This window comes from Streptomyces sp. NRRL S-646, from assembly GCF_000720765.1.
GTDB lineage: Bacteria > Actinomycetota > Actinomycetes > Streptomycetales > Streptomycetaceae > Streptomyces.
In genome coordinates, this window is the sequence record NZ_JODC01000007.1 from 381,061 (window position 1) to 401,055 (window position 19,995).

At 71.3% G+C, this 19,995-nt stretch carries 14 protein-coding genes; 5 read left to right on the forward strand and 9 right to left on the reverse strand.

What is annotated here, in order from left to right:
• The first annotated feature begins 129 nt into the window (after nt 1-129).
• Nucleotides 130-717, forward strand: a complete 588-nt coding sequence (locus IH68_RS0117115; RefSeq protein WP_159403685.1) for a hypothetical protein — start codon at nt 130-132, stop codon at nt 715-717.
• 30 nt (nt 718-747) lie between these two features.
• Entirely contained in the window at nt 748-1,158 is a 411-nt protein-coding gene (locus tag IH68_RS0117120; RefSeq protein ID WP_030935813.1) for a hypothetical protein, read from the forward strand.
• A 408-nt stretch (nt 1,159-1,566) separates the two neighbouring features.
• Here the strand turns inward: IH68_RS0117120 and IH68_RS0117125 are convergent, their stop codons facing one another.
• From IH68_RS0117125 to IH68_RS0117165, 9 genes are all read right to left on the reverse strand, one after another.
• The gene (locus tag IH68_RS0117125; protein ID WP_030935815.1) at nt 1,567-2,112 is read right to left on the reverse strand and encodes a hypothetical protein; all 546 of its coding nucleotides are present in this window, start codon (nt 2,110-2,112) and stop codon (nt 1,567-1,569) included.
• Nucleotides 2,112-2,402, reverse strand: coding sequence for a WXG100 family type VII secretion target (locus IH68_RS0117130; protein ID WP_030935821.1), 291 nt, complete (start codon nt 2,400-2,402; stop codon nt 2,112-2,114). The genes IH68_RS0117125 and IH68_RS0117130 overlap by 1 nt, the downstream gene beginning before the upstream one ends.
• A 68-nt stretch (nt 2,403-2,470) precedes the next feature.
• Nucleotides 2,471-2,806 (reverse strand): WXG100 family type VII secretion target, encoded by a 336-nt coding sequence (locus IH68_RS0117135; RefSeq protein WP_030935824.1) that lies wholly within the window; start codon nt 2,804-2,806, stop codon nt 2,471-2,473.
• Between the two features lie 134 nt (nt 2,807-2,940).
• Complete coding sequence (locus IH68_RS0117140) at nt 2,941-6,249, reverse strand: right-handed parallel beta-helix repeat-containing protein (protein WP_030935827.1); 3,309 nt, start codon at nt 6,247-6,249, stop codon at nt 2,941-2,943.
• Nucleotides 6,246-9,446 (reverse strand): hypothetical protein, encoded by a 3,201-nt coding sequence (locus IH68_RS55215; protein WP_159403686.1) that lies wholly within the window; start codon nt 9,444-9,446, stop codon nt 6,246-6,248. The genes IH68_RS0117140 and IH68_RS55215 overlap by 4 nt, the downstream gene beginning before the upstream one ends.
• Nucleotides 9,447-9,457: 11 nt before the next feature.
• Nucleotides 9,458-10,795: a type VII secretion protein EccB gene (eccB, locus tag IH68_RS0117150; RefSeq protein ID WP_030935833.1), complete on the reverse strand. Its 1,338-nt coding sequence runs from the start codon at nt 10,793-10,795 to the stop codon at nt 9,458-9,460.
• Between the two features lie 10 nt (nt 10,796-10,805).
• Nucleotides 10,806-12,212 carry a type VII secretion integral membrane protein EccD gene (eccD, locus tag IH68_RS0117155; RefSeq protein ID WP_030935836.1) on the reverse strand — a complete coding sequence of 469 codons (1,407 nt, stop codon included), beginning with the start codon at nt 12,210-12,212 and terminating at the stop codon, nt 10,806-10,808.
• Between the two features lie 145 nt (nt 12,213-12,357).
• A complete protein-coding gene (locus IH68_RS0117160) occupies nt 12,358-16,329 on the reverse strand; it encodes a type VII secretion protein EccC (protein ID WP_030935839.1) in 3,972 nt (1,323 codons plus the stop codon).
• A gap of 43 nt (nt 16,330-16,372) precedes the next feature.
• Entirely contained in the window at nt 16,373-17,047 is a 675-nt protein-coding gene (locus IH68_RS0117165) for a response regulator transcription factor (protein WP_051833510.1), read from the reverse strand.
• Nucleotides 17,048-17,892: 845 nt separating this feature from the next.
• On the opposite strand from IH68_RS0117165, the gene IH68_RS0117170 reads away from it, so the two are divergent.
• The 3 genes from IH68_RS0117170 (at nt 17,893) to IH68_RS0117180 (ending at nt 19,995) form a co-directional block, all read left to right on the forward strand.
• A complete protein-coding gene (locus IH68_RS0117170) occupies nt 17,893-18,387 on the forward strand; it encodes a MarR family winged helix-turn-helix transcriptional regulator (RefSeq protein WP_030935843.1) in 495 nt (164 codons plus the stop codon).
• A gap of 136 nt (nt 18,388-18,523) precedes the next feature.
• A complete protein-coding gene (locus IH68_RS0117175; RefSeq protein ID WP_030935846.1) occupies nt 18,524-19,141 on the forward strand; it encodes a DsbA family protein in 618 nt (205 codons plus the stop codon).
• Between the two features lie 47 nt (nt 19,142-19,188).
• Nucleotides 19,189-19,995, forward strand: a complete 807-nt coding sequence (locus tag IH68_RS0117180; protein ID WP_030935848.1) for an MBL fold metallo-hydrolase — start codon at nt 19,189-19,191, stop codon at nt 19,993-19,995.

The window sequence follows — 19,995 nt, forward strand, 5'->3', positions numbered from 1 at the left end:
GGCGACAGCCCTCCACCGGCGGTCGGGACTGAGCCGAGGGAGACGGGCTTGACGCCTGCGCGGCCGCCGGCCGGCACGGTCACGCCACCCGCGTTGACACCTTGCGGGGTGGGAAGCACGCCCCCGAGCTTGCTGCCCTTCAGCAAACCCGACGGCATCGGCGACGGAGAGCCGACCGGCGGCGACGAGGGCATGCCCTTGGTGCCGGGCGCCGTCGGCATCATCGCGTCCGGCGCGGAGCCAGGGTTGAGGGCCGCGTGCATCGCCGGGTTCAGTTTCCCGGGGAAGGGTGTGGGTGACGGCAGGGACGCCGGCAGGGGCGAGTTCACCGGCGCCGAAGCCAACTTGGTCGACGTCACCGGCGAGCTACCCGGCAACCCCATCGGCGGCGCCCCCAGCACAGGCGAGGTCAGCGGCGTCCCGCCGCCAACGCCCGACGGATCCGGCAAGCCCGACGCACTCGGCGCACCCTGCAGCGCGGGCCCCCCGAGTCCCCCCGGGGAGACGGACGTCGGGGACGACAACCGGGGCACGGATATCGGCGACGAGGGCCCCACAGGCGCGGATATCGGGGACGAGGACAACTGGGGTACGGATACCGGCTGCGAGGACCCCGGGGACGGGGACAGCGAAGGCACGGATACCGGGGACGGGGACACCGAGTGGATGGTCGGCGTGGAGGGCGTGTTGATGGGGGGGAGAGCGACGCCGTGGTGAACATCCGGCAGCTGACGGATCTCCGGCGGCGTGAGATTGGGGTTCGAACCGCTGGTCGGAGACGAGATGTCCGCCGGGGAGACCTGGCCGAGCGCGCGCGTCTGGACGGAGTACTGCCGGGCCAGCGAGTGCAGCACACCGCGCATGTCGTCCGTCATCATCTTGACGATCTCCGGCTTCTTGCTGACCGGAATGAGCCCGTTGTCCATCGGCTCGACGCCGAGGTTCAGCGCCTGCTGCGCGTACCAGTGGTCGATGGTGGCGATGTTCGCCTGGGCCACCGCGAGGTTGTTGCCGGCATCGACGAGGGTCTGCGCGACCGATGCGCCCATACTGCCCCCGGACAGCGCGTTGGCGCCGGACGCCACCTGCTTGGAGAAGGTCTGCATCATGGTCATGAAGGAGTCCGCCGCGGCGCCCTTCCACGGTGCGTCCTGGTGACCGGCCAGGGCGTTGGCCTGCGCGACGATGTTCTCCGAGACCATCTGCAGGACTTCCTGCACGAACTGGAACGTGTCACCCGCGTCATAGAGGCTCTGCGGGGAGACCACGCTCTCCGCCCGATGCGCGTCCTGCTGGGAAGGAAGGTTCGAACCACCGACGATGACCGCTTCGATCTGTTTCCAGTTCCAGGTGTCGTAGTCACTCGAGGACCCCATGACGGCGTTGTTGCCGAAGATCCCGGAGGTGTCCGACTCCTGGGTGGTGTTGCCGGTGTTGTAGTTCTTGCTGTCGGGTTTCCATCCCATGGCGTCCAAGCTCCCGTTCGTGCTTGTATGGGCAAACGCCTAAAGCGGCGTCAGGTAAACACACACCTGACGCCGCCCGCGGCAGCCGTACGGCTTGTTCTCATCCGCCAGTCCCCATCTTGGTGAAATCGCTCTGGGCGGACTGCATCGCATTGTTAAGATCCTCGGCCGTCATCTTGGCCTCTTCCTCGGTGGTCTTGTACTTGGTGCTCAGCTGGCGTACGCCGGTGCTGAGATCCGCCAGACCCTGGCCGAGATCGTGGAGCATCTTGAGGTATTTCGCCTGGAGTCCCGAGTCGCCGTTGGCTCCGCACGTGACCTGCCGGAGTGCGTAGCCGTCGTAGAAGGCGCCGGGATTGACCCTTTCAAGCTGCATGAGCTTTTCGTACGCCTCCTTCACCGGCCCGGCCAACTTCTCCATGTTGTCGGCGAAGAGTTCCATGGACGGCGTGTCGACGGATGTCTTTCTTCCGCCGGCCGAACCGCCAGGAACCGACGGCGGCGTGGGGTCGAAATGGCGCGGTCCGGATCGGGTGTCCGGCGCGTGGAACGTCGTCGGATCCCACTCCTTGGGGGACGGCTCGGGCTTTTCCTTGCCGTACGAGCCGCCGTTGTCGCCCCAGTCGATGGAACCGTGGTCCGGCATCAGCGGTTCCAGATGTTGACGCCGGACCGCTCACCATCGGCGTAGTGGCCGGTGATCTGGTTCAGTGCGTTCTGGGCGTTGACGGCCTGCGTGGCCATGTCGGCGGCACCCTGCGCCCAGATGGTGCGCTGCTGGTCGAACAGGTCGCGCGCGCCGCTCTCCCATTCGATGATGGACTTCATCGTGCCGCTCTGCAGCTCCTGCAGAAAGTCGTTGATCTGCCGGGAGATGGTGCCCATCTGGGTGACCGCCTGCTCCAGGCCGTCAAACTGGAGGCTGTAATCCGCCATTTCTTTCTCCTGTTTCTTTTCCGTGCAAGCCGTGCAGGTCGTGCAAGCTCTTGAATGGTGACTGTTTCTCAGAACCCGGGCAGGCGCGGCGCGGTGATTCCGGCTGCGGCCTGCTGGGCACGCTCGATGGTCACCTGGTTCGTCTGGTCCAACACGCTGGTGTTCTGGGTCAGGGCGTTCTCCATGCCGTTGAGCACCTGGATCACCTTGTTGAAGTCGACGAGCCAGTTCTGCAGCGCCCGGTCGAATGCCTGGTAGGCCTGGCCGGTCCACACGGACTGGATGTTGCTGACCGTCTGGGACATCGACCTGTACTGGCTGTCGAAGTTGGAGACGCCATTGGAGAAGACGTTGATGGCACTCCGGAGTCCGGCAAGGTCGACCTGCGTCATGTTGCCCGCCATGGAATCCTCCTGTTCGGGTTTCGAGTTCCTGGTGGAACCTTGTGCTCATACCTTCTCGGAGCCCGGGGGCGACAGGAATGGCATTCCGCGTCCCTTGCCCCGTCCACCAGCGATCGTTGCCCCGACGACTCCCGTCAGGCGCCCGCGCCCGCGCCGGCCAGAGCCGGGCTGCCCTCCTGCCCCTCCACCTGACCTGCGCCGACGGGCCCGGAGGCATCCTCGCGGGGGGCCGGACGGATCGCCGGGGAGTCGGCCGCGGCAAGACGTTCGGCGAACTGGTGCGCGCCGTATACCCCGGCCGGAGGAGGCGAGTCGGTGAAGTGCTCGACGAGCGAGCCGCGGACATGGTCCTCGACCGTGAATCCGCGAACGGTCAGGTAGCGCAGCGAGAGCTCCGCAAGCTCCGCTCCGGAGTAGTCGGCGAACGGCAGGTACTCGGCGAAACACGTGGCCAGTTCGGAGCCGGGGCGCGCGTTCAGCGCCTCCGCGAGGGTCGACTCCTCGCCGCAGAGCACCAGCGCGACCTCGGCGTCGGCCGCCGCGGCGGCGCGCAGGGCGCCTGTCACGGCGCTGCGCTCGGCCTCCGGGCGGGCCTGGAACGCCTCGTCCAGTTCGAGCAGCAGCAGCCCGCCCGCCGCCTCGTCGAAGAGGGCGGCGGCGTACGTCTCGGCCTGCTCCCGCCAGCGCGCCGGGAACGCCGAGAGGGCCTGCCGGTGCACCGCGCCGGTCGCCAGGAGGCCGTGCTCGGCGAGGCATCGCGCGTACAGTCCGGCCACGGCGCTGCGGCCGCTGCCCTGCTTGCCGGCGAACACCAGGTTCATCAGCCCGGCGACCGGCTGGCGCTGCCGGTGCAACTCCGCAAGCCCGGCGAGGCGTTCGAGCAACGAGGTGCGGACCGTCTGAAGTCCGACCAGGTTCGCCAGGCGCCGACTGCTGCGCGCGGTCGGCTGCCGGCTGCCCCCGGAGCCGGGTGCGGAGGGCTCCGCCCCGGGCGGCAGCTCCACGTCGTCGGCCGTCAGACGCGTGAACTCGCAGTCGGCCGTGGGTGGTTGAGTGGCCAGCCGGGATGCCTGCCGGTTGATCATCGACTCGAACAGCTGGCGGGCCACACGGCCGTTGCCGAAGGTCGGCCCCTTCGGGATCCGCTCGAAGTAGGAGGTGAGGCGGTCCAGGGCGGAGTCGGTGAGCTCGTAGTAGTGCTTGCCGCACAGGCCCCGGACGATCGTCACCAGCTCGTCCACCGAGTAGTTGGGGAACTCGACGGTGCGCGAGAAGCGTGACGCCATGCCGGGGTTGGAGGACAGGAACTGGTCCATCTGCTCGGAGTAGCCGGCGACGATGACCACGATCTCGTCCCGGTGGTCCTCCATGAGCTTCATGAGGGTCTCGACGGCCTCCTGGCCGAAGTCGGGGCCGCTTCCCTTGGCCTGGCTGGTCAGGGTGTAGGCCTCGTCGATGAAGAGCACACCGCCGATCGCCTTGGTGAAGACCTCCGTGGTCTTGATGGCCGTGGCGCCGATGTACTGCGCGACGAGATCGGCGCGTGCGACCTCCACGATGTGGCCCTGGCTGAGGATGCCGAGTTCGGCGAGGACCGCGCCGTAGAGCCGGGCCACCGTGGTCTTGCCGGTGCCCGGGGGGCCGGCGAACACCAGGTGCCGGCTCATCGGAGGCATGGGCAGGCCCATCTCCTCCCGGCGCTGGGCCATCTTGTTGAGGTTGATGAGGCCGGTGACCTCCTGTTTGACGCTCTCCAGCCCGACCAGCGCGTCCAGTTCGGCCAGCGGGCCGGTGCCGGTGTGCTGTGCGGTCTCCGGCGCGCCGGGCTCCTGCGCGCCCTCCTGCGGCCGCTGCTTCCCCTTGGCCCCGGACTTGTTCTTCCGGTCGCCGCCGGTCAGGTTGGTCGCGGTGAACTGCGGGTTGTCCCGGAGCTGGTGCACCTGCCGGCCGCCGTTGTCCCGCACCTCGCAGTCGCGGACGAGGACGGGCTCCTCGGTGTTGGTGCGGACGCCGTCCCCCGCGTTGTCGAAGATGGTGCAGTTGCTGATCTCGGCCCGCGCCTTGGCCTGGATGTTGAGGCCGTGCCCGCGGGCACTGTGCACCCGGCACCCGATCGCCGTGACCGATCCGCCGCCGGTCACCCGGACGGCGTCGGTCCCGGAGCCGACGACCTCGCTGTCGCGCAGGGTGAGCGCCGCGCCGGTCCCGACGAGGATCTCGCAGCCCTGGAGCCTGGCGGACACCACCTCCGCGGAGCCGTCGGTGACGGAGATCCCGGAACCACCGGCGGTGCGCAGACGCAGCCCCTGGAACGTACCGGTCCCCTTCTCGGCCAGCTCGACCGCGTTCGCCCGCTCGGTGGCGATCTCACTGTCCCGCAGCGCGACCTTGGCACCTCCCACCACCCGCAGTCCGACGCCGGCGCCCTCGGCCACCGTGAGCCGCTCCAGCTCGGCGGTGGCGCCCTCCGAGACGACCACGGCGGCCTCGGCCGCCTCGCGTACGGACAGCCGGCTGAGGTCGGCCGTACTGCCGCCGTCCACGGCGACGCCCACCGACGCCTGCGCGATCTCGCAGTTCTCCAGCCGGGGCCGCGACTTCCCGGTGATCCGGACCGCGGTACGGCCGGGGGCGGCGACGTGGCACTCCTTGAGCAGCGGGCTCGAACCGCCGGCGATGTGCACCGACTCCGCGCCCGCCCCGGAGAACCGGCACCCGGCGAGGGTGATGCGGCCCTTGCCGGTGAGGTACGCGTCCACGCTCACGCTGTCCGTCACGGTGAGGCCCGAGACCTCGGCCGCGCCGTTCTGCTCGACGACCAGCGCCGGCTTGCCGCTCCCGGTGACCGTCGTGTCCTTGATCTGAGCGCGCCCGTGTCCGTTGACGCAGATCCCGTTGCCCGCGGCCCGCTCGACGACGCTCTCCCGGACCGTCAGCCGTCCGCTCTCGGCGACCACGATCGACGACGAGCGGGTCTCCTTCACGACGGTCCGCTCGACGGTGTTGCCACCGGCCGAGGTCACCACGATCCCGGCGCCCTGCGCCTCGTCGATCCGGCAGTCCCGTGCGACCAGTGTTCCCTGGTGCCACGCCAGGATCCCCGTCCAACCGGCGCCGGTGATCCGGCAGGTGTCGAGCGCGGCCTCGCCGCGCCGGATCTCGACGGCGGCCGTGTCGTCGTCCCCACCGGAGATGGTCAGTCCGGAGAGCTGCACGGCCTCGGCGTCGATGACGACGGCGCTTCCCGAGCCGCTCCGGATGAGCACCTCGCCCGCGCCGCTCTCGGCGGCGAGGGTCACCATGCGCGTGATGACCAGCGCTTCCTCGTACGTCCCTGCGGCCACGGTGATCAGCGCGCCGTCGGAGGCGGCCCGCAGTGCCTCGCCGATGGACTGGTAGGCGCCGGGTCGGTCCCGGGAGACCAGCAGGACCTGCCTCGTCATGGCGTCGTTCCCTTCCTGGGTGGTGCGGTGTCGGTGCCGCGCCGTGCTGCGCCGCGGTCGGTGAGGATCAGCCCCGGCGGATGCCGCAACGCGCCGACGGCCGTCGCCGGGAGCCGTACGGCGGGTTTGGTGTCCCGCCACTCGGTGGCGGCCTGCTCCAGCCGGGTGAGGGCGATGTCGTCCAGCGGGAGGCGCCGGAGGTCGACGTTCCCGTCCGCGCCGATCTCCGGCCCCGTCAGCTCCCGCAGCAGCAGCACGCGCCGTTCCTCGTCGCGCACGCCGAGCACCTTGAAACTGGTGCCGGGCAGGTAGAACACCCGGTCGGGGACGGTCGGGTCGAGCAGCGCGGTGCGGCGCGCGGTCATCGACCAGATCATGACGTCGACGTCGCCGGGCAGGTCCGGATGCGCGGTGGTCAGTGCGGAGCAGAACGCCCACTCGGTGACGACCCGGCGCTTGCCGTACCACTGCCACTCCGCCTCGCTCAGCGTGGTGCGCAGCATCGTGGCACCGCGGCAGGAGGGCAGTCGGCGCAGCCCTGACGCCACGCAGCGGGCCAGCGGCACGTGCGGGCCGACGGCCGCTCTGCGCACGGCGCTGTCGATCCGGTCGGTTCCGCCGGACAGGTACAGCCGGACCGCGACCAGGTCGGTGACCACGTCGTCGGCCGACTGCCGGGATCCGCCCCGCAGCCCGGGCGACTCCGACAGCACCCGCGCCACGTGGTTGGCGGCGCCGTCGTACTGCTGCTGGAACGTCCGCCGCAACCAGGTGCGCTCCTGCTCGATGCCGCGCTCCGGGAGGGCCGCGCAGGCTTCGGCGGTGGGCACGGGCTGCACGCGGACCGCCGACCGCTGGGCCTTGGGCCGCGCGGCAGGCGTGGCAGGCGGCGCGGGCGTCGCCGAAGGGCCGGGCTCAGGGGGCGCGGGCGTCGCCGGGGCAGCCGTTGCAGGAGGTACGGGGGATGACGTCGGTGCCGGTGACGCAGGGGGCGGCGGTGAGGTCCGCGGCGCCCGGTGGTCGTCGGACTCGGGGTCCACGGTGTCCGCACCCGTGGCGGGAGTCTCGAGCCCGGCGGACGGAACCTCGGCCCGACCGGCGGAAGCTGGATCGGCCGCACCGCCGAAAGGGCCCTCGGCCGATTCGGCAGGTGCGGGCCCGGAGGGCGGGGCGGACTCCAGGCGAAGGCCCAGCGGGCGGATGGGCGCCGGTAGGGGCGGGGGCGCCTGCGCGGTTGGTGCGCCCGGCGTCGCCGGTCCGGTGAGCGGGGGTTCGGCCGCGCCGGGCGCGGGGCCCGCGCCGACGACGTCAGGGATCGAGGTGTGCGCCTCCTGCTCGCCGACGGTCCCCGGCCCGTCCACCGCGTGCTCCGGTACGGAGCCGACCGGCCCCGGCGCACCTGATGCGGACGCCGACACGGCCGCGGGCACACCATCCGCCGCCTCGGGCGCCGCGACGTCGGTCGCAGGCAGCGCACCGCCGACTCCGGGAACTCCACCGCCGGCTCCGGGCACCCCACTCGCAGGCCCGGTCAGGCCCCGCGCAGGATCAGACGCTCCCACCGCCGGATCAGGCTCTCCTGCCGCAGACCCTCCGCCGGAGTCAGCCCCTCCTGCCGCAGTCCCCTGCACAGAATCAACCGCTCCTGCCGCAGCCACCCGCGCGGACGCCGCGGCTTCACCCGCAGCCCCCGAGGACGAACCGAGCCCCCCAGGGCCCGCAGGCACCACCTCGGACTCCGCGGACCCGCCAGAAGCCGCGAGTTCGGCAGAACCCGCAGGACCCGCAGAACCCGGCTCCCCAGCCACGGATACGGGCCCCGCCACCGGGCCCCCGGCCCAGCTCCACGGCGCCCCCGCACCCCACCCCTCCACGGAACCCCCGCCGGAGTCCGTGTCAGGCGTGTGCTTCGGCGCAGGCAGCACCCGGCAGCGCTCGCCCAGCACCGGATCGAGCCCCCGCCGTACCTGTTCGGCCAGCGACCGCATCCGTTCCGCCGACTCGGGGGTGCCCGCGTCGAAGTGGATGACCATGCGGGCCGGGTCGGCGGGCACCCGGTGCACCGCCGGGGCGTCGGCCGACGCTGTCGGCGGTCGTAGCCACAGACCGCTCTGGGTCACCTCCAGCACGGCGTCGGGCGTGTACCGGTAGACACCCGGGGAGACCTCCGGCAGGCCGTCCGCCGGCGAACGGCAGCCACGCAGCTCGGGCTGCGGCGCGACCCCGCCGGCCGCACCCGCGGGCCGGTAGACCAGCTCGCGCACGAGGGCGGGCGGTCCGGGCGTGCCGTCGGCGCCCGGTACACGCGGTTGAGGCCCGTCCGTGCCCGGCTCGGCGGGCGTCGGCAGCCCGGCGTAGACGGTGATCTCATGGCCGAACCGGTCGGCCAGCACCTGACCGAGTGCGCTGCCCTCCGGCACGGCGACCGGCCCGTAGGGCGCGAAGCGCACCAGCGGCCGGGCGTCCGGCGCGACGCATCCCCAGAATCGTTCGATGTCCTTCAGCGACAGGTCCGGGCCACCGGGGCAGCCCAGCACGACGGTGAGCCGGTCGGACTGGCTGAGCAGGCAGACCGCGAGCCGCCTGCGGTGCACGTCCTGCTCACGCTCCCGCTGGTCCGACCGCCTGATCCAGATGCCGGCGGGCAGGGGTTCGGCCGTTGCGTCCGCGCCGGTCGCGAAGGAGCGCTGCGGTACGGCCTCGTCCCAGTCGGGCACGGGAAAGCGGCGCGACACCCGGGCGACGCGCTTGTGCGACACGAGCCGTGACCAGGCGGAGGGACGGGTCGGGTGGAAGCCCAGCCAGCCCGAACCGGCGTCCTCCGGCACGAAGAGCACGCCCCCCGGTGCGGGAAGCATCCAGCCGTCCGGGGCGAGCACGGTCCGGTCGAGCCGGTCGGCCAGGAGTTGCCCGACCTTCTGGGCGCTCTCGCGACACGGCCGTCCCGTGATCAGCCGGAAGGACCGCCCTCGGCGTCTGAGCAGTCGGGCGACCGACTCCCAGTCCTCGGCCGGCGGATCTTCCGGGAGGTCGACGACGACCAGAGTGTGCTCCGGGTCCTGGGCCAGTCCGCCGACGAAGGCACGCACCTGTGGGTTGAGCTTCCCCTCGGGATGGACCAGCAGCGCATCGCCGATGCTGCGGCACTCCAGGGGCGTACGGTTCACGTCGCTCGGCCCTCGCTCGAGTTGCACCATGTCGCGCCCCCCTAACCGGCACGGGCCGTGACGGCGGCCCTGGCCTTGTTGGTGTCCAGCGTCGGGCCGGTGGGTGCCAGGTCGAGCAGTTGCCCGGGCAGGGTCCGCACCTTGGCCTGGCCGTATCCGAGCGCCGTGAGTGCGTTGGTGTCGGCGAGCGGGTACTTCTCGCCGCTGTCGGTGATCAGGAAGATCCGCGAGGCCGAGTCGGACGCCTTCTGCGCGGACCGTGCCGTGACGAGCAGGCCCTTGGCCGGGGGCACATACAGACCGGAGGGCCGTGAAGCGGCGACCGGCTCGGTCACGACCGAGCCGCCGGTGGAGCTGTCGGCCTTCTGCAACACGCACAGAGCCGAGTCGCCGGGATCGAAAGCCGGCCTCGACAGGAGGTCGGGCACGGCGGTCAGCAGGGAGCGGTCCCGCGAGAGCGAGGCCGCCGCGATGTCGGCCGCGCTCACCTGCCTCGGCGCGCTCGTGCCGGGTACGGCGCTGAGCAGGGCGAACTCGGTGCGGTTGACCGGGGCGAGGCCGTCGGACCGCAGGACGTACATCTCCTGGGCGCCGGCGGCCGTGGTCTGGAACAGCTGTCCCACCTTCGCGGAACGGCCGGCCACCGACCGGCCCCGGGAACCCGCCCCGGGGATGTGCGGTGCGCTCAGCGTCCCGCCGGACGGCAGCCGGGCCAGCCACGCCGAGGAGACCGGGACGGTCTGCTGGGCCATGAGGCCGAGCGCGACCAGTTCGCCACGGGAGCGCAGCTTGAGCGTGCGGCCGTTCCACAGGATGTACGTGGTGCGATCCGGCCCGGAGAGCAGGATCCGCCGATTGCCCGGGACGGGCGTGGCGCGGCCCGCGGGGGCGAGGTCCACCAGTGTGTGCGCGCTGCCGGGCGACAGGCACACCGCGCGGTCTCCGGAGAGCAGGTCGGCGGCGCCGGGCACGTCGTCGGGTGCACCGAGGATGCCGAGCTGCGGGCCGCGCCGGACCTGCGCCAGGGACTCCCGTGCGACGGAGACGGTCTTGCCGCCGTTCCCGGCGGCCAGCAACGCGGAGGCGTAGTTGGCCATGGGGTAGAGCTGATCGTCGATGTAGAGGTACCGGTTGCCGGTCTCCTGCTCGATGATGATCGCCCCGGGACTGCGCCAGGCCGTGCTCTCCTTCGGGCTGATCAGCCCGAAGACCGCGAAGCCCGCGGCGAGCAGGACCGCGACCAGCGCGCCGAACTGCACACCGAGGCTCCCGCGCCGCATGGGGACCTCGACCGGGCCGGGGTCACCGGCCACCAACGCCGACACGAGCCGGCCGACGGCGAACCGGTGTGCCTGGACGTGATCGCGTCGATTCTGCACCGCAGCCCCCTCAGCCGGCCAGCGAGCGGAAGTACGCGTACGCGTCCAGGACCTGCAGCAGCAGGGGGATGAGGGCGAGGGCCGTGAGGCCCTCGAGGATCTCACCGAGTCGCCCCCAGATGGGCCGCAGCCTCGCTCCGGGCAGTCGCCGGGCACCCGTCAGCAGCAGTGCGGCGGCGGCGCACAGCCCGAGCATGGCGGCGGCCCGTACCGGCGGGGAGGCGTGCAGCGCGAAGGACAGCACGACCAGGATCGCCCCCAGCCCCCCGGCGACCACGAGCGCGATGCGTTGCACCGCGTTGCCCACGCCGCGTGCGCGCAGCAGCACCGCGGCGCTGAACACGCCGGTGAACAGCGGGCCCGACCAGTGCGGGACCTGCACCAGCAGTGCGAAGGCCACCGTGAAGACGCCGGCGGCGGAGAGGGAGTAGACACCGAGGTAGCCGTCCGCCACCGCGACCCGGCGGGTGACCAGGGCCTCCGGCAGAGGGTCGATGCCCTGCTGGAGCTCCTCGGAGTTGTGCGGGAGTTCCACCACGCGCAGTCCGGCCGCGAACAGCGCCAGTCGCGGCAGCACCGGGGACACGGCGAACATGGCCGCCGCGAGGACCGCGGCGACCCTCGTGGCGTCCCACGCGAGGACGATCGACAGGAACGACCCGATCTCGATCGTGCCGGCCAGCATGAGCAGCGTGCCGAACACCGCGATCGGCACCCTGCCGGTGGCCAGGACCGCGGCGGCCGCCACTCCGGTGAGCGCGGCGGTGACCAGCCCGTCGAGTCGCCCCGGTACCAGCAGCCCGGCCGGGCCGGCCGCCACGGACAGTCCGGCCAGCGCGGCGAACAGACATGCCCCCAGACCGGTGATGGTTCCTGTGGCCCGGTCCTGGAACGTCTTGGTGACCACGGCGCAGCCGACGACCAGTCCCAGGGCGAGCACACCGCAGGTGAGCCCGGTCAGCAGGTGCGGGCGGGCGACGACGACCAGGGCGGCGAGGGACGCCAGTGTCAGACAGGCCAGGAGGAGGCAGAGCAGCCGGGTCAGCTCCGGTCGCCAGCGGTCGCGTCGGGCGTTGATCGTGGTGGCGACCCCGTCGGCCACGTCGTCGAACTGCAGCTCCGACAGAAGGGCGTCCTTCGGCCGCAGGTACAGGACGTCACCGTCGCGCAGGCCGAGGGACTCCGGGGTGCCGTCCAGGTCGAGCGGGGCCTCGCCGAGCCGCTGGAGCGCCCACCGGTCACCGCGATCCTCCTCGCTCACGGCCCGCTGCAACACCACGGGCAGGACGCTGCCCACCGTGGCGGAGACGGGGACCGCGAGGTCGGTACGGCCCTTGGCCGCGCTGATGGTCAGCCGGCAGACGTCGGCGGTCCCCCGGGGCCCGGTGCGGGTGGGGGACGACGCGGCGGTGCTCATGATTCTCCTGCGGTGCGCGAACGGGGAAACAGCGATGCGGGACGCGAGGCCGAAGCGGGACGGGGATCCGAAACGGGACGCGGGCGCCGCACGCGAGGGGCGGGGCGCCCGGGGGGCGGGCTCATGGCAGTGCCGCCGGTCCGGCTCATGACGGTGCCACCAGTCCGGTCTGGAGCAGTCCGACCCCGCGCCGGGTGACGAACTGGGCGCGGCCCGGGGGAAGGGTGCGCGGCTTGGCCTCGCCGATGAACTTGCCCTCCTCCTTGGGGTAGGAGAAGAGCAGCGCCGGGGTTCCCAGTTCCCACATCCGGCGCAGCAGCGGGTCCATCATGGCGCGCATCGCTCCGGAGGTACTGCGCGCGACCACGATGTTCAGTCCGATGTTGGCCGCCTGGGACAGCAGCGGCACCATGGACGACATCGGGTTGTCCATGGCACCGCCGGTGGCGAACAGGTCGTAGTCGTCGATGAGCATGAACAGCCGTGGCCCCTCCCACCAGTCGCGCTGCGCCAGCCGCTCGGGGGCGATGTCGGGGCCGGGCACCCGGCCGCTCACCGACACCGCTGCGCTGCCCGCCAGTTCCGCCAGGGCCTCGGTGCCCACGGCGTAGCCGACGCGGTACTCCTCGGGGACGTCCCGCAGGAGCTGCCGACCGGGGTCGGCGAGCAGGATGCGTGCCTCGGCGGGGGTGTAGCGGGCGGTGATCGCCTTTGCGGCCAATCGCAGCGCGTTGGTCTTGCCGGTGGCGTCGTCGCCGAAGAGCATCAGGTGCGGCACCTTCTCGAAGTCGTGCCAGACGGGCTGCAGGCGCTTCTCGTCCCACCCCAGGCAGACGCGCAGGTCGCCGTTCGGGGGCGGCAGCTGGTCGACCGGAAGGCTGGTGGGCAGCAGCCGGACGCCGGGGGCCGATCGGCCGGTCCAGAACGTCTCGATCTCCGCCGCCGCGGACTTGGTCGCGGTGGTGAGGTCCTCGATGGCCGACGAGCCGTCGAGCCGGGGCAGCGCGGACAGGAAGTGGTGGCCCGAGCTGGTGAGGCCGCGGCCTGGACGGGAGGGCACCCCGGCGGCCTGACGTGTGCCGACCTCGGACTCCATGCTGTCGCCGAGGCGCAGTTCCAGCTTGGTGCCCATCAGGTCGCGTTGCTTGGGGCGGATCTCCGACCAGCGGACCGCCGAGGCGACCACGTGCACGCCGAAGGAGAGCCCGCGGGCGGCCAGGTCGGCGACGCGGTCCTCCAACTCGTCGAAGTCCTGCCGGAGGGTGGCCCACCCGTCGACCACGAAGAAGACGTCGCCGTACGGGTCGTCGATCTGCCCGCTCCTGCGCAGCGCGCGGTAGGCGGACATCGACTCCAGGCCCATGCTGGTGAAGAGCTCCTCGCGCGTCTCCAGCACCTGGGTGATCTCCTCGACCGTGCGCAGCACCCGGTCGCGTTCGAGGCGGGTGGCCACCGAGCCGACGTGCGGCAGGCCCGCGATGGACACGAGGCCGCCGCCGCCGAAGTCCAGGCAGTAGAACTGGACCTCCTCCGGGGTGTGCGTCAGGGCGAGGGAGAGGATCAGGCTGCGCAGCAGGGTGGACTTGCCGGTCTGCGGGGACCCCGCGATGCCGACGTGTCCGTCGGCTCCGGAGAGGTCGGCGACGAGCAGTTCGCGTGCCTGCTCGTAGGGCCGGTCCACCAGGCCGAGCGGTACTCTCAGGGCGCCGAGCGCCGGGTGGTCTCCGGCGCTCATCCCGCGCACCGGGTCGGGCACGATGCCCGGCAGCAGCTGGTCCAGGCTCGGCGACTCGTCCAGCGGCGGCAGCCACACCTGGCGGGCCGGCGGGCCGGCGTCGGTGAGCCGGTCGATCATGATGTCGAGCAGGCTCTCGGACTGCTCCTCGTCGTGGTCCGGTCCGTCCGGTTCCGGTACGCCGGCCGCAGGGTCGGCGTGGTCGGGGCCGGCCGGCAGCGGCGGCCGCTGCTCCAGCCCGAACGGGACGATCTCGGCGGCCGGTCCGCCGGGGCCGTCGTCCGTGGCGGCGTGGGTCTGCGGCTGCGGACAGGGCCCGGAGACGTAGGCGGCCTTGAACCGCACCAGGTTGGTGGTGTCGATCTTCAGATAGCCGTGGCCGGGCGCCGAGGGCAGCTCGTAGGCTCCCGTGATGCCGATCACGCTGCGCGATTCCATGGAGGAGAAGGTGCGCAGGGCGATCCGGTAGGAGAGATGGCCGGCGACCTTGTGGATGCTGCCTTCGTCGAGGCGCTGCGAGGCGAGCAGCAGGTGCACGCCGAGGCTTCGCCCGACGCGTCCGATCATCACGAACAGCTCGATGAACTCCGGCTTGCTGGAAAGCAGTTCGGAGAACTCGTCGACGATGAGGAGCAGCGAGGGCATCGGGGCGAGCCGGGCGCCGCCGAGCCGGGCCTTCTCGTAGTCGTAGAGGTTGGCGTAGCCGGCCTCGCGGAGCAGTTCCTGGCGGCGGATCACCTCGCCCTGGAGGGAGTCGCGCATCCGGTCGACCAGCGGCAGCTCGTCGGCGAGGTTGGTGATGACGGCGGAGGTGTGCGGCAGCTTCTCCATGTTGAGGAAGGTGGCGCCGCCCTTGAAGTCGACCAGGACGAGATTGAGGATCTCGGAGGAGTGGGTCGCGCACAGGCCGAGGACCAGGGTGCGCAGAAGTTCGCTCTTGCCGGACCCGGTGGCGCCGATCAGCAGGCCGTGCGGCCCCATGCCGTTCTGGGCGGACTCCTTGAAGTCCAGCTCGACGACCTCGCCGTCCTCGGTCACGCCGAGGGGCACCCGCAGCCGGGCGTGCTGAGGGGTGCGTGGCCGCCACTGGCCGGTGACGTCGAACGCCCGCGGGTCGCGGATGCCGAGCAGGGCGGTCAGGTCGAAGTCGTTCTCGAAGGGTTCGTCGACGAGGTCCACGATCCCGCTGGTGCGCATCGGGGCCAGGTATCTGGCCAGGCGCTCGGCCGCGGCCGGGCTCAGCTCGTCGGCCCGCGCGGACGCGGTCGAGTCACCGGAGGGGAACGACACCCGTCCCTTCTCGGTGGTCAGCCGCAGCACCTTGGGGCCACCGGTCATGGCGCCGGTCAGGTCGAGCAGGACGACGTTGCGCAGCCCTGCGCCGAGCAGCCGGGAGCCGGGCGGGATGCGCTCCCCCGCGGCGACGATCACCACGAACGGCTCGGAGGTGCTGGGGGCCTCCGACTTGTCGTGGTCGGGGCGGTCGCTGACGTCCTGGCCCAGCAGCTCCATGAGGGCGTCTTGGTCGGTGGCGACGAGCCGCAGCGCACCGGCCGAGTCACCCTCGTGCGGGTGGGCGTTGTGCGGCAGCCACTTCACCCAGTCCCAGTCCGCGCGCCTGTGCTCGTCGGTGAGTACGGCTATCCGCAGTTCGTCCGGCGAGTGGAACACGGCCAGCTGACAGAGGATCGCCCGGACCATGCCGTAGGCGGCGGTGCCGTCCCCGGCGAACTCGACGCTGCTGAAGCTGCGCAGCGAGACGGGTACGGCCATGCCCTCGACCGTCTGGTGGGCCTTGATGAACCTGCGCAGCGAGATCGCCGTGAGCGGTTCGAGGTCCTCGACGGGCTTGGTCTCGGGGGGTACGAAGCGCAGCGCGGCGCGCCGTGAGCCGAGCCCGACCCGGACCCGGGCGAAGTCGTCGTGGCTGGCGCGGCGCTCCCACAGCCGGGGACCCATCGCCAGGGACCACAGGTCCTCGGGTTCCGGGTGGTCCCAGCAGACCGCGGCCCGCTGCCCGGCCGCCGCGTCCCTGGCCTGCTTGCGCAGTTGGGCGAGGTAGCGCAGATAGTCCCGACGCTCGGCCCGCATCCGGCGTTTGCGTTCCTTGCCGGACTGCCCGAGCTGGGTCAGGCTCATGGCGATCATGGAGATGCCCATCATCCCGGACATCATGTACGTGGTGGGCGACCCGTGGCCCATGGAGAGCCCCACAGCCATGACCGCCGAGCCCAGTCCCATGGGCAGGAAGGCCAGGGCGGACCCGAAGTCGGCACTCGCCGGCTCGCCGAGCACAGGCGGCTCGGCGAGCTCGATCTCGCCCTCGGGCATCTCGGGTCCGGTCGCGCGCGATCCGCGCTTCACCGCCACGGTGTTCGTCATGGTCGTCCTCCACCGCGCAGCCCGCGGGAGCGCTCCCAATAGCTCACAGCGCCCCGCACCGCATCGCGTAGGCGACCGCGTGCGAGCGGTTGCGCAGGTTCAGCCGCGTCAGCATGCCGCTGACGATGTTCTTGATGGTCCGTTCCGAGTAGTTGAGCTGCTGCGCGATCTCCACGGTGTCCAGGCCGTCGGCGAGCAGCCTCAGGACCTCGACCTCCCTCTCCTGGAGACCGCCGACGGTCAGGCCCTGCGGCACGAGCACGGTGCGCTGGATCGTCCGGACCTGCTCGAGCAGCCATCCGACCATCTTCTCGGGGACGACGGCCCGGTCCCTGCTGCAGCCCCGGATGGCCTTGACCACCCGGTCGCGGTCGGCCTCCTCGCGCGGCACGAAGCTCACCAAGCCGCTGGTGACTGCCCGCATCAGATGGTGCTCACTGACGGTCTCGGCGACCAGCACGATGCGCATCTCAGGGTTGGTCGACTCCGAGGCGCAACGTTCCATCCAGAGGACGACCTCCTCAGTGGTCTCGTGGACCGTCACCAGCAGGACGTCGGCCTCGCATCTTCGCTCAGGTGGGAGCAACGTGATCCCGGGCACGGAGCGCAGACAGGCGACGGCGCCCTCGCCGGTGACGGGGTCACCGGCGTGCACGGCCACGGTGATCGCCTCGCGCCGCTCCCCCACCGGGTTCGCCTCTGCCGTGCGGGCGGTCATATCGACCAGTCCGCGTCGACCGGGTGATGCGCGTCAGCCACGATGGGCACCGCAGGGGAACAGACACTGCTCATGGACGCTCCAAACTGTGGTGGTGCAGCCCCCCAAAACTCGCCGCGCACCCAGATGTTGACCTGTCCCTCACCATGCCGAACGAACCGGAACGACCGGCGAGGGTAAGCGGTTTAACTCTTAAGCCCTTTCACGCAGGACGGTCAAGCAAAGGTTGGGCAATTCGGAGCCTGCCGGAGGCACCCCTGAATTCCCGGCCGATCCACGGCCCGGCGGTACGGTGCACAAGAGGCAGCCACCGCCGCAATGACCCCCCGGACAAACGCGCGGCACTTCATGGAATGTTCACCAGTAGGCCACCAAAATTGGTGAAAATTGACGGACATGTCGGATTAGGAATCCGCTTTCGCAGCCCCTTGCAGCGCACGAAGTGTCCAGTGCATCCCCTCCCGACGGGAACCCCTCGCTCCGCCACCCCTCGGGCAGCAGAAGGATGTGAAGTCCGTCACCCGGGATCGGCCTAGCCACGGAATGCTAACGATCCCCAAACCTGGAACCGGTATAAGCCGCGGGCGCGTCCAGGCCTGGAGAAAAGGCAAGCGGAATCATCGGCGACGAGTAATTCCACGCCTTTCCATCTGCGCGTCCATCGCAAACCAATTGGTATGTGATACCTAAACTACTGATCCGGCAGACGACCCTCAGACGGGCGCCGATACCGTAGGCGCCCATTCCTCGCCCTGACCAGGCGGCGCCCTGCCTCCCCGTCCGGCGCGCCGACACGGCATGATCAGTGGATGGAAGCCATGGAAGACCCGACAGGCGGTGGCGACGTGGGCGAGCAGGCGGACATCTCCTCGGCGAAAGAGGCGGCGAACGACCCGCTGGTGCTGGCGTTCGGAAGGCTGCAGGGGGCGGCGAACCGGCTGGAGTACGTCCTGGGGCGGGCCCTGGAGGAGGAGTGCGGGATCAGCCACCTGATGTTCGAGGTGCTGCTGATCCTGGGACGGGCGGGCGAGCCGGGCCTGTCGATGCGGGCCATCGCCCAGGAGCAGGTACTGACCACGGGCGGCGCCACCCGGCTGGTGGACCGGATGGAGGCGGCCGGACTCGTCGAGCGCGCCGAGGATCCCGGCGACCGGCGTGGCCGCCTGGTGCGCCTCACGGAGTCGGGCGAGCAGACCGCGGTCCGCGCCTCCCGGTTGCACGTGGAGAACATCCGCCGCTACTTCCTGGCTCCGCTGCCGGCCGAGGATTACGAACGGTTCGCCGAGGACCTGCGCATCCTCAGCCACTCGGCCCGGGACGTACTGCCACGCCTCCCCTGAAAGACATCTGAGCTCGCTCGAACAGCGATGTGTCCGGCGTCACACGTACAGGGAAATATCTGACGAGTCAGTTACTGTTTTCTCAGGCGAACCGCTCGCAGTAGGCGAGCGCACCCTCCCCTTGCCGAGGTCTTCAATGAAGCTGGTCTACGTCTTCGACGCCTACTGCGGTTGGTCGCACGGATTCTCCGGAACGCTGCTCGACGTCGTCTCCCGTCACCGCGGCCTCCCGGTCGAGGTGGTCTCCGGTGGCCTGTTCACCGGAGGTCGCCGGGTGCCGATCCGGGAGTTCGGCTATGTCCAGGGCGCGAACGCCAAGATCGCCGAGGTGACCGGCGCCGAGTTCGGCGCGGCATACGAGCGGCTGATCGCCGACGGTTCGTTCGTGATGGACTCGGAGGCCGCCGCGCGTGGGGTCGCCGCCCTGCGCCAGGCAGCTCCCGCCCGCGCGGCGGAACTGGCCGCTGCCCTTCAGGATGTCTTCTACGTCGACGGCCTCAGCCTCGCCGACCCGGCCACCTACCGGAAGGTCGCCGAGCAGGCCGGGCTGGACGCCGAAGCCGTCGTCGCAGCCTTCCAGAGCGGCGAATCGCAGCAGGCGGCCGAGGCCGACTTCCGTCGTGCCGCCGAACTCGGCGTCACCGGCTTCCCCACCCTCCTCGCCGTCGACGGCGACCACGTCACCCCCTTGGCCTACGGCCGCGCCGACGCCGACGAGATCGACCGCCGGCTCACCGCCCTGCGCACCCGCTGACCGCCTCCCCCGTCCCCACCCGGCCCACTCCCCTCAAGGAGCCCTCCATGAGCACCCTGTCCTTCAAGGTCCTCGACCTGGACTTCCCAGCAGGCAGCAAGAACAAGACCGCCACCCTCGTCACCGGCGAGAACGAAGCACTGCTGGTGGACGCCGCCTTCACCCGCGCCGACGGCCACCGCCTGGCCGCCGAGATCCTCGACTCCGGCAAGACCCTCACCACCGTCTTCGTCTCCCACGGCGACCCCGACTTCTACTTCGGCGCCGAAGTCGTCGCCGACGCCTTCCCCGAGGCGAAGTTCGTCGCCACGCCCATCGTCATCGAGCACATCGCCCACTCCTACGAGGGCAAGCTCAAGGCCTGGGCCGCGCTCGGCCCGAACCTCCCCACCCGCCTGGTCGACCTGGAACCGCTGACCGGCGACCTCACCCTGGAGGGCCACCGCTTCGAGCTCAAGGGCGGCCCGGCCGGACTGCCCGACCGCCACTACCTCTGGCAGGCCGAGCACCGCGCCCTCCTCGGCGGCGTCCTGCTCTTCCAGCAGGAGCACGTCTGGGTCGCCGACACCCCCACCCCCGGCGACCGCGCCGCCTGGATCGACCTGCTCGACGAAATGGCCGCCCTCGACCCGGAACTGGTCGTCCCCGGCCACCGCCTGCCGGGCGCGCCCGCCGACGCCTCCGCCATCGCCGCCACCCGCGAGTACCTGCTCGCCTTCGAGGAGGAGCTGGGCAAGGCGGCCGACGGCGCCGCACTGACCGAGGCGCTGGTCAAGCGCTACCCGGGCAACGGCATGCAGATCGCCGCCCAGATCGGTGCGAAGGTCGCCAAGGGCGAGATGAAGTGGGGCTGA

Bases quoted from the DNA above. Each gene is read 5' to 3' on its own strand.
- IH68_RS0117125 (WP_030935815.1), bottom strand. From the start codon at position 2,112: ATGCCGGACCACGGTTCCATCGACTGGGGCGACAACGGCGGCTCGTAC.
- IH68_RS0117130 (WP_030935821.1), bottom strand. From the start codon at position 2,402: ATGGCGGATTACAGCCTCCAGTTTGACGGCCTGGAGCAGGCGGTCACC.
- IH68_RS0117135 (WP_030935824.1), bottom strand. From the start codon at position 2,806: ATGGCGGGCAACATGACGCAGGTCGACCTTGCCGGACTCCGGAGTGCC.
- IH68_RS0117140 (WP_030935827.1), bottom strand. From the start codon at position 6,249: ATGACGAGGCAGGTCCTGCTGGTCTCCCGGGACCGACCCGGCGCCTAC.
- IH68_RS55215 (WP_159403686.1), bottom strand. From the start codon at position 9,446: ATGGTGCAACTCGAGCGAGGGCCGAGCGACGTGAACCGTACGCCCCTG.
- eccD (WP_030935836.1), bottom strand. From the start codon at position 12,212: ATGAGCACCGCCGCGTCGTCCCCCACCCGCACCGGGCCCCGGGGGACC.
- IH68_RS0117160 (WP_030935839.1), bottom strand. From the start codon at position 16,329: ATGACGAACACCGTGGCGGTGAAGCGCGGATCGCGCGCGACCGGACCC.
- IH68_RS0117165 (WP_051833510.1), bottom strand. From the start codon at position 17,047: ATGACCGCCCGCACGGCAGAGGCGAACCCGGTGGGGGAGCGGCGCGAG.
- IH68_RS0117175 (WP_030935846.1), top strand. From the start codon at position 18,524: ATGAAGCTGGTCTACGTCTTCGACGCCTACTGCGGTTGGTCGCACGGA.
- IH68_RS0117180 (WP_030935848.1), top strand. From the start codon at position 19,189: ATGAGCACCCTGTCCTTCAAGGTCCTCGACCTGGACTTCCCAGCAGGC.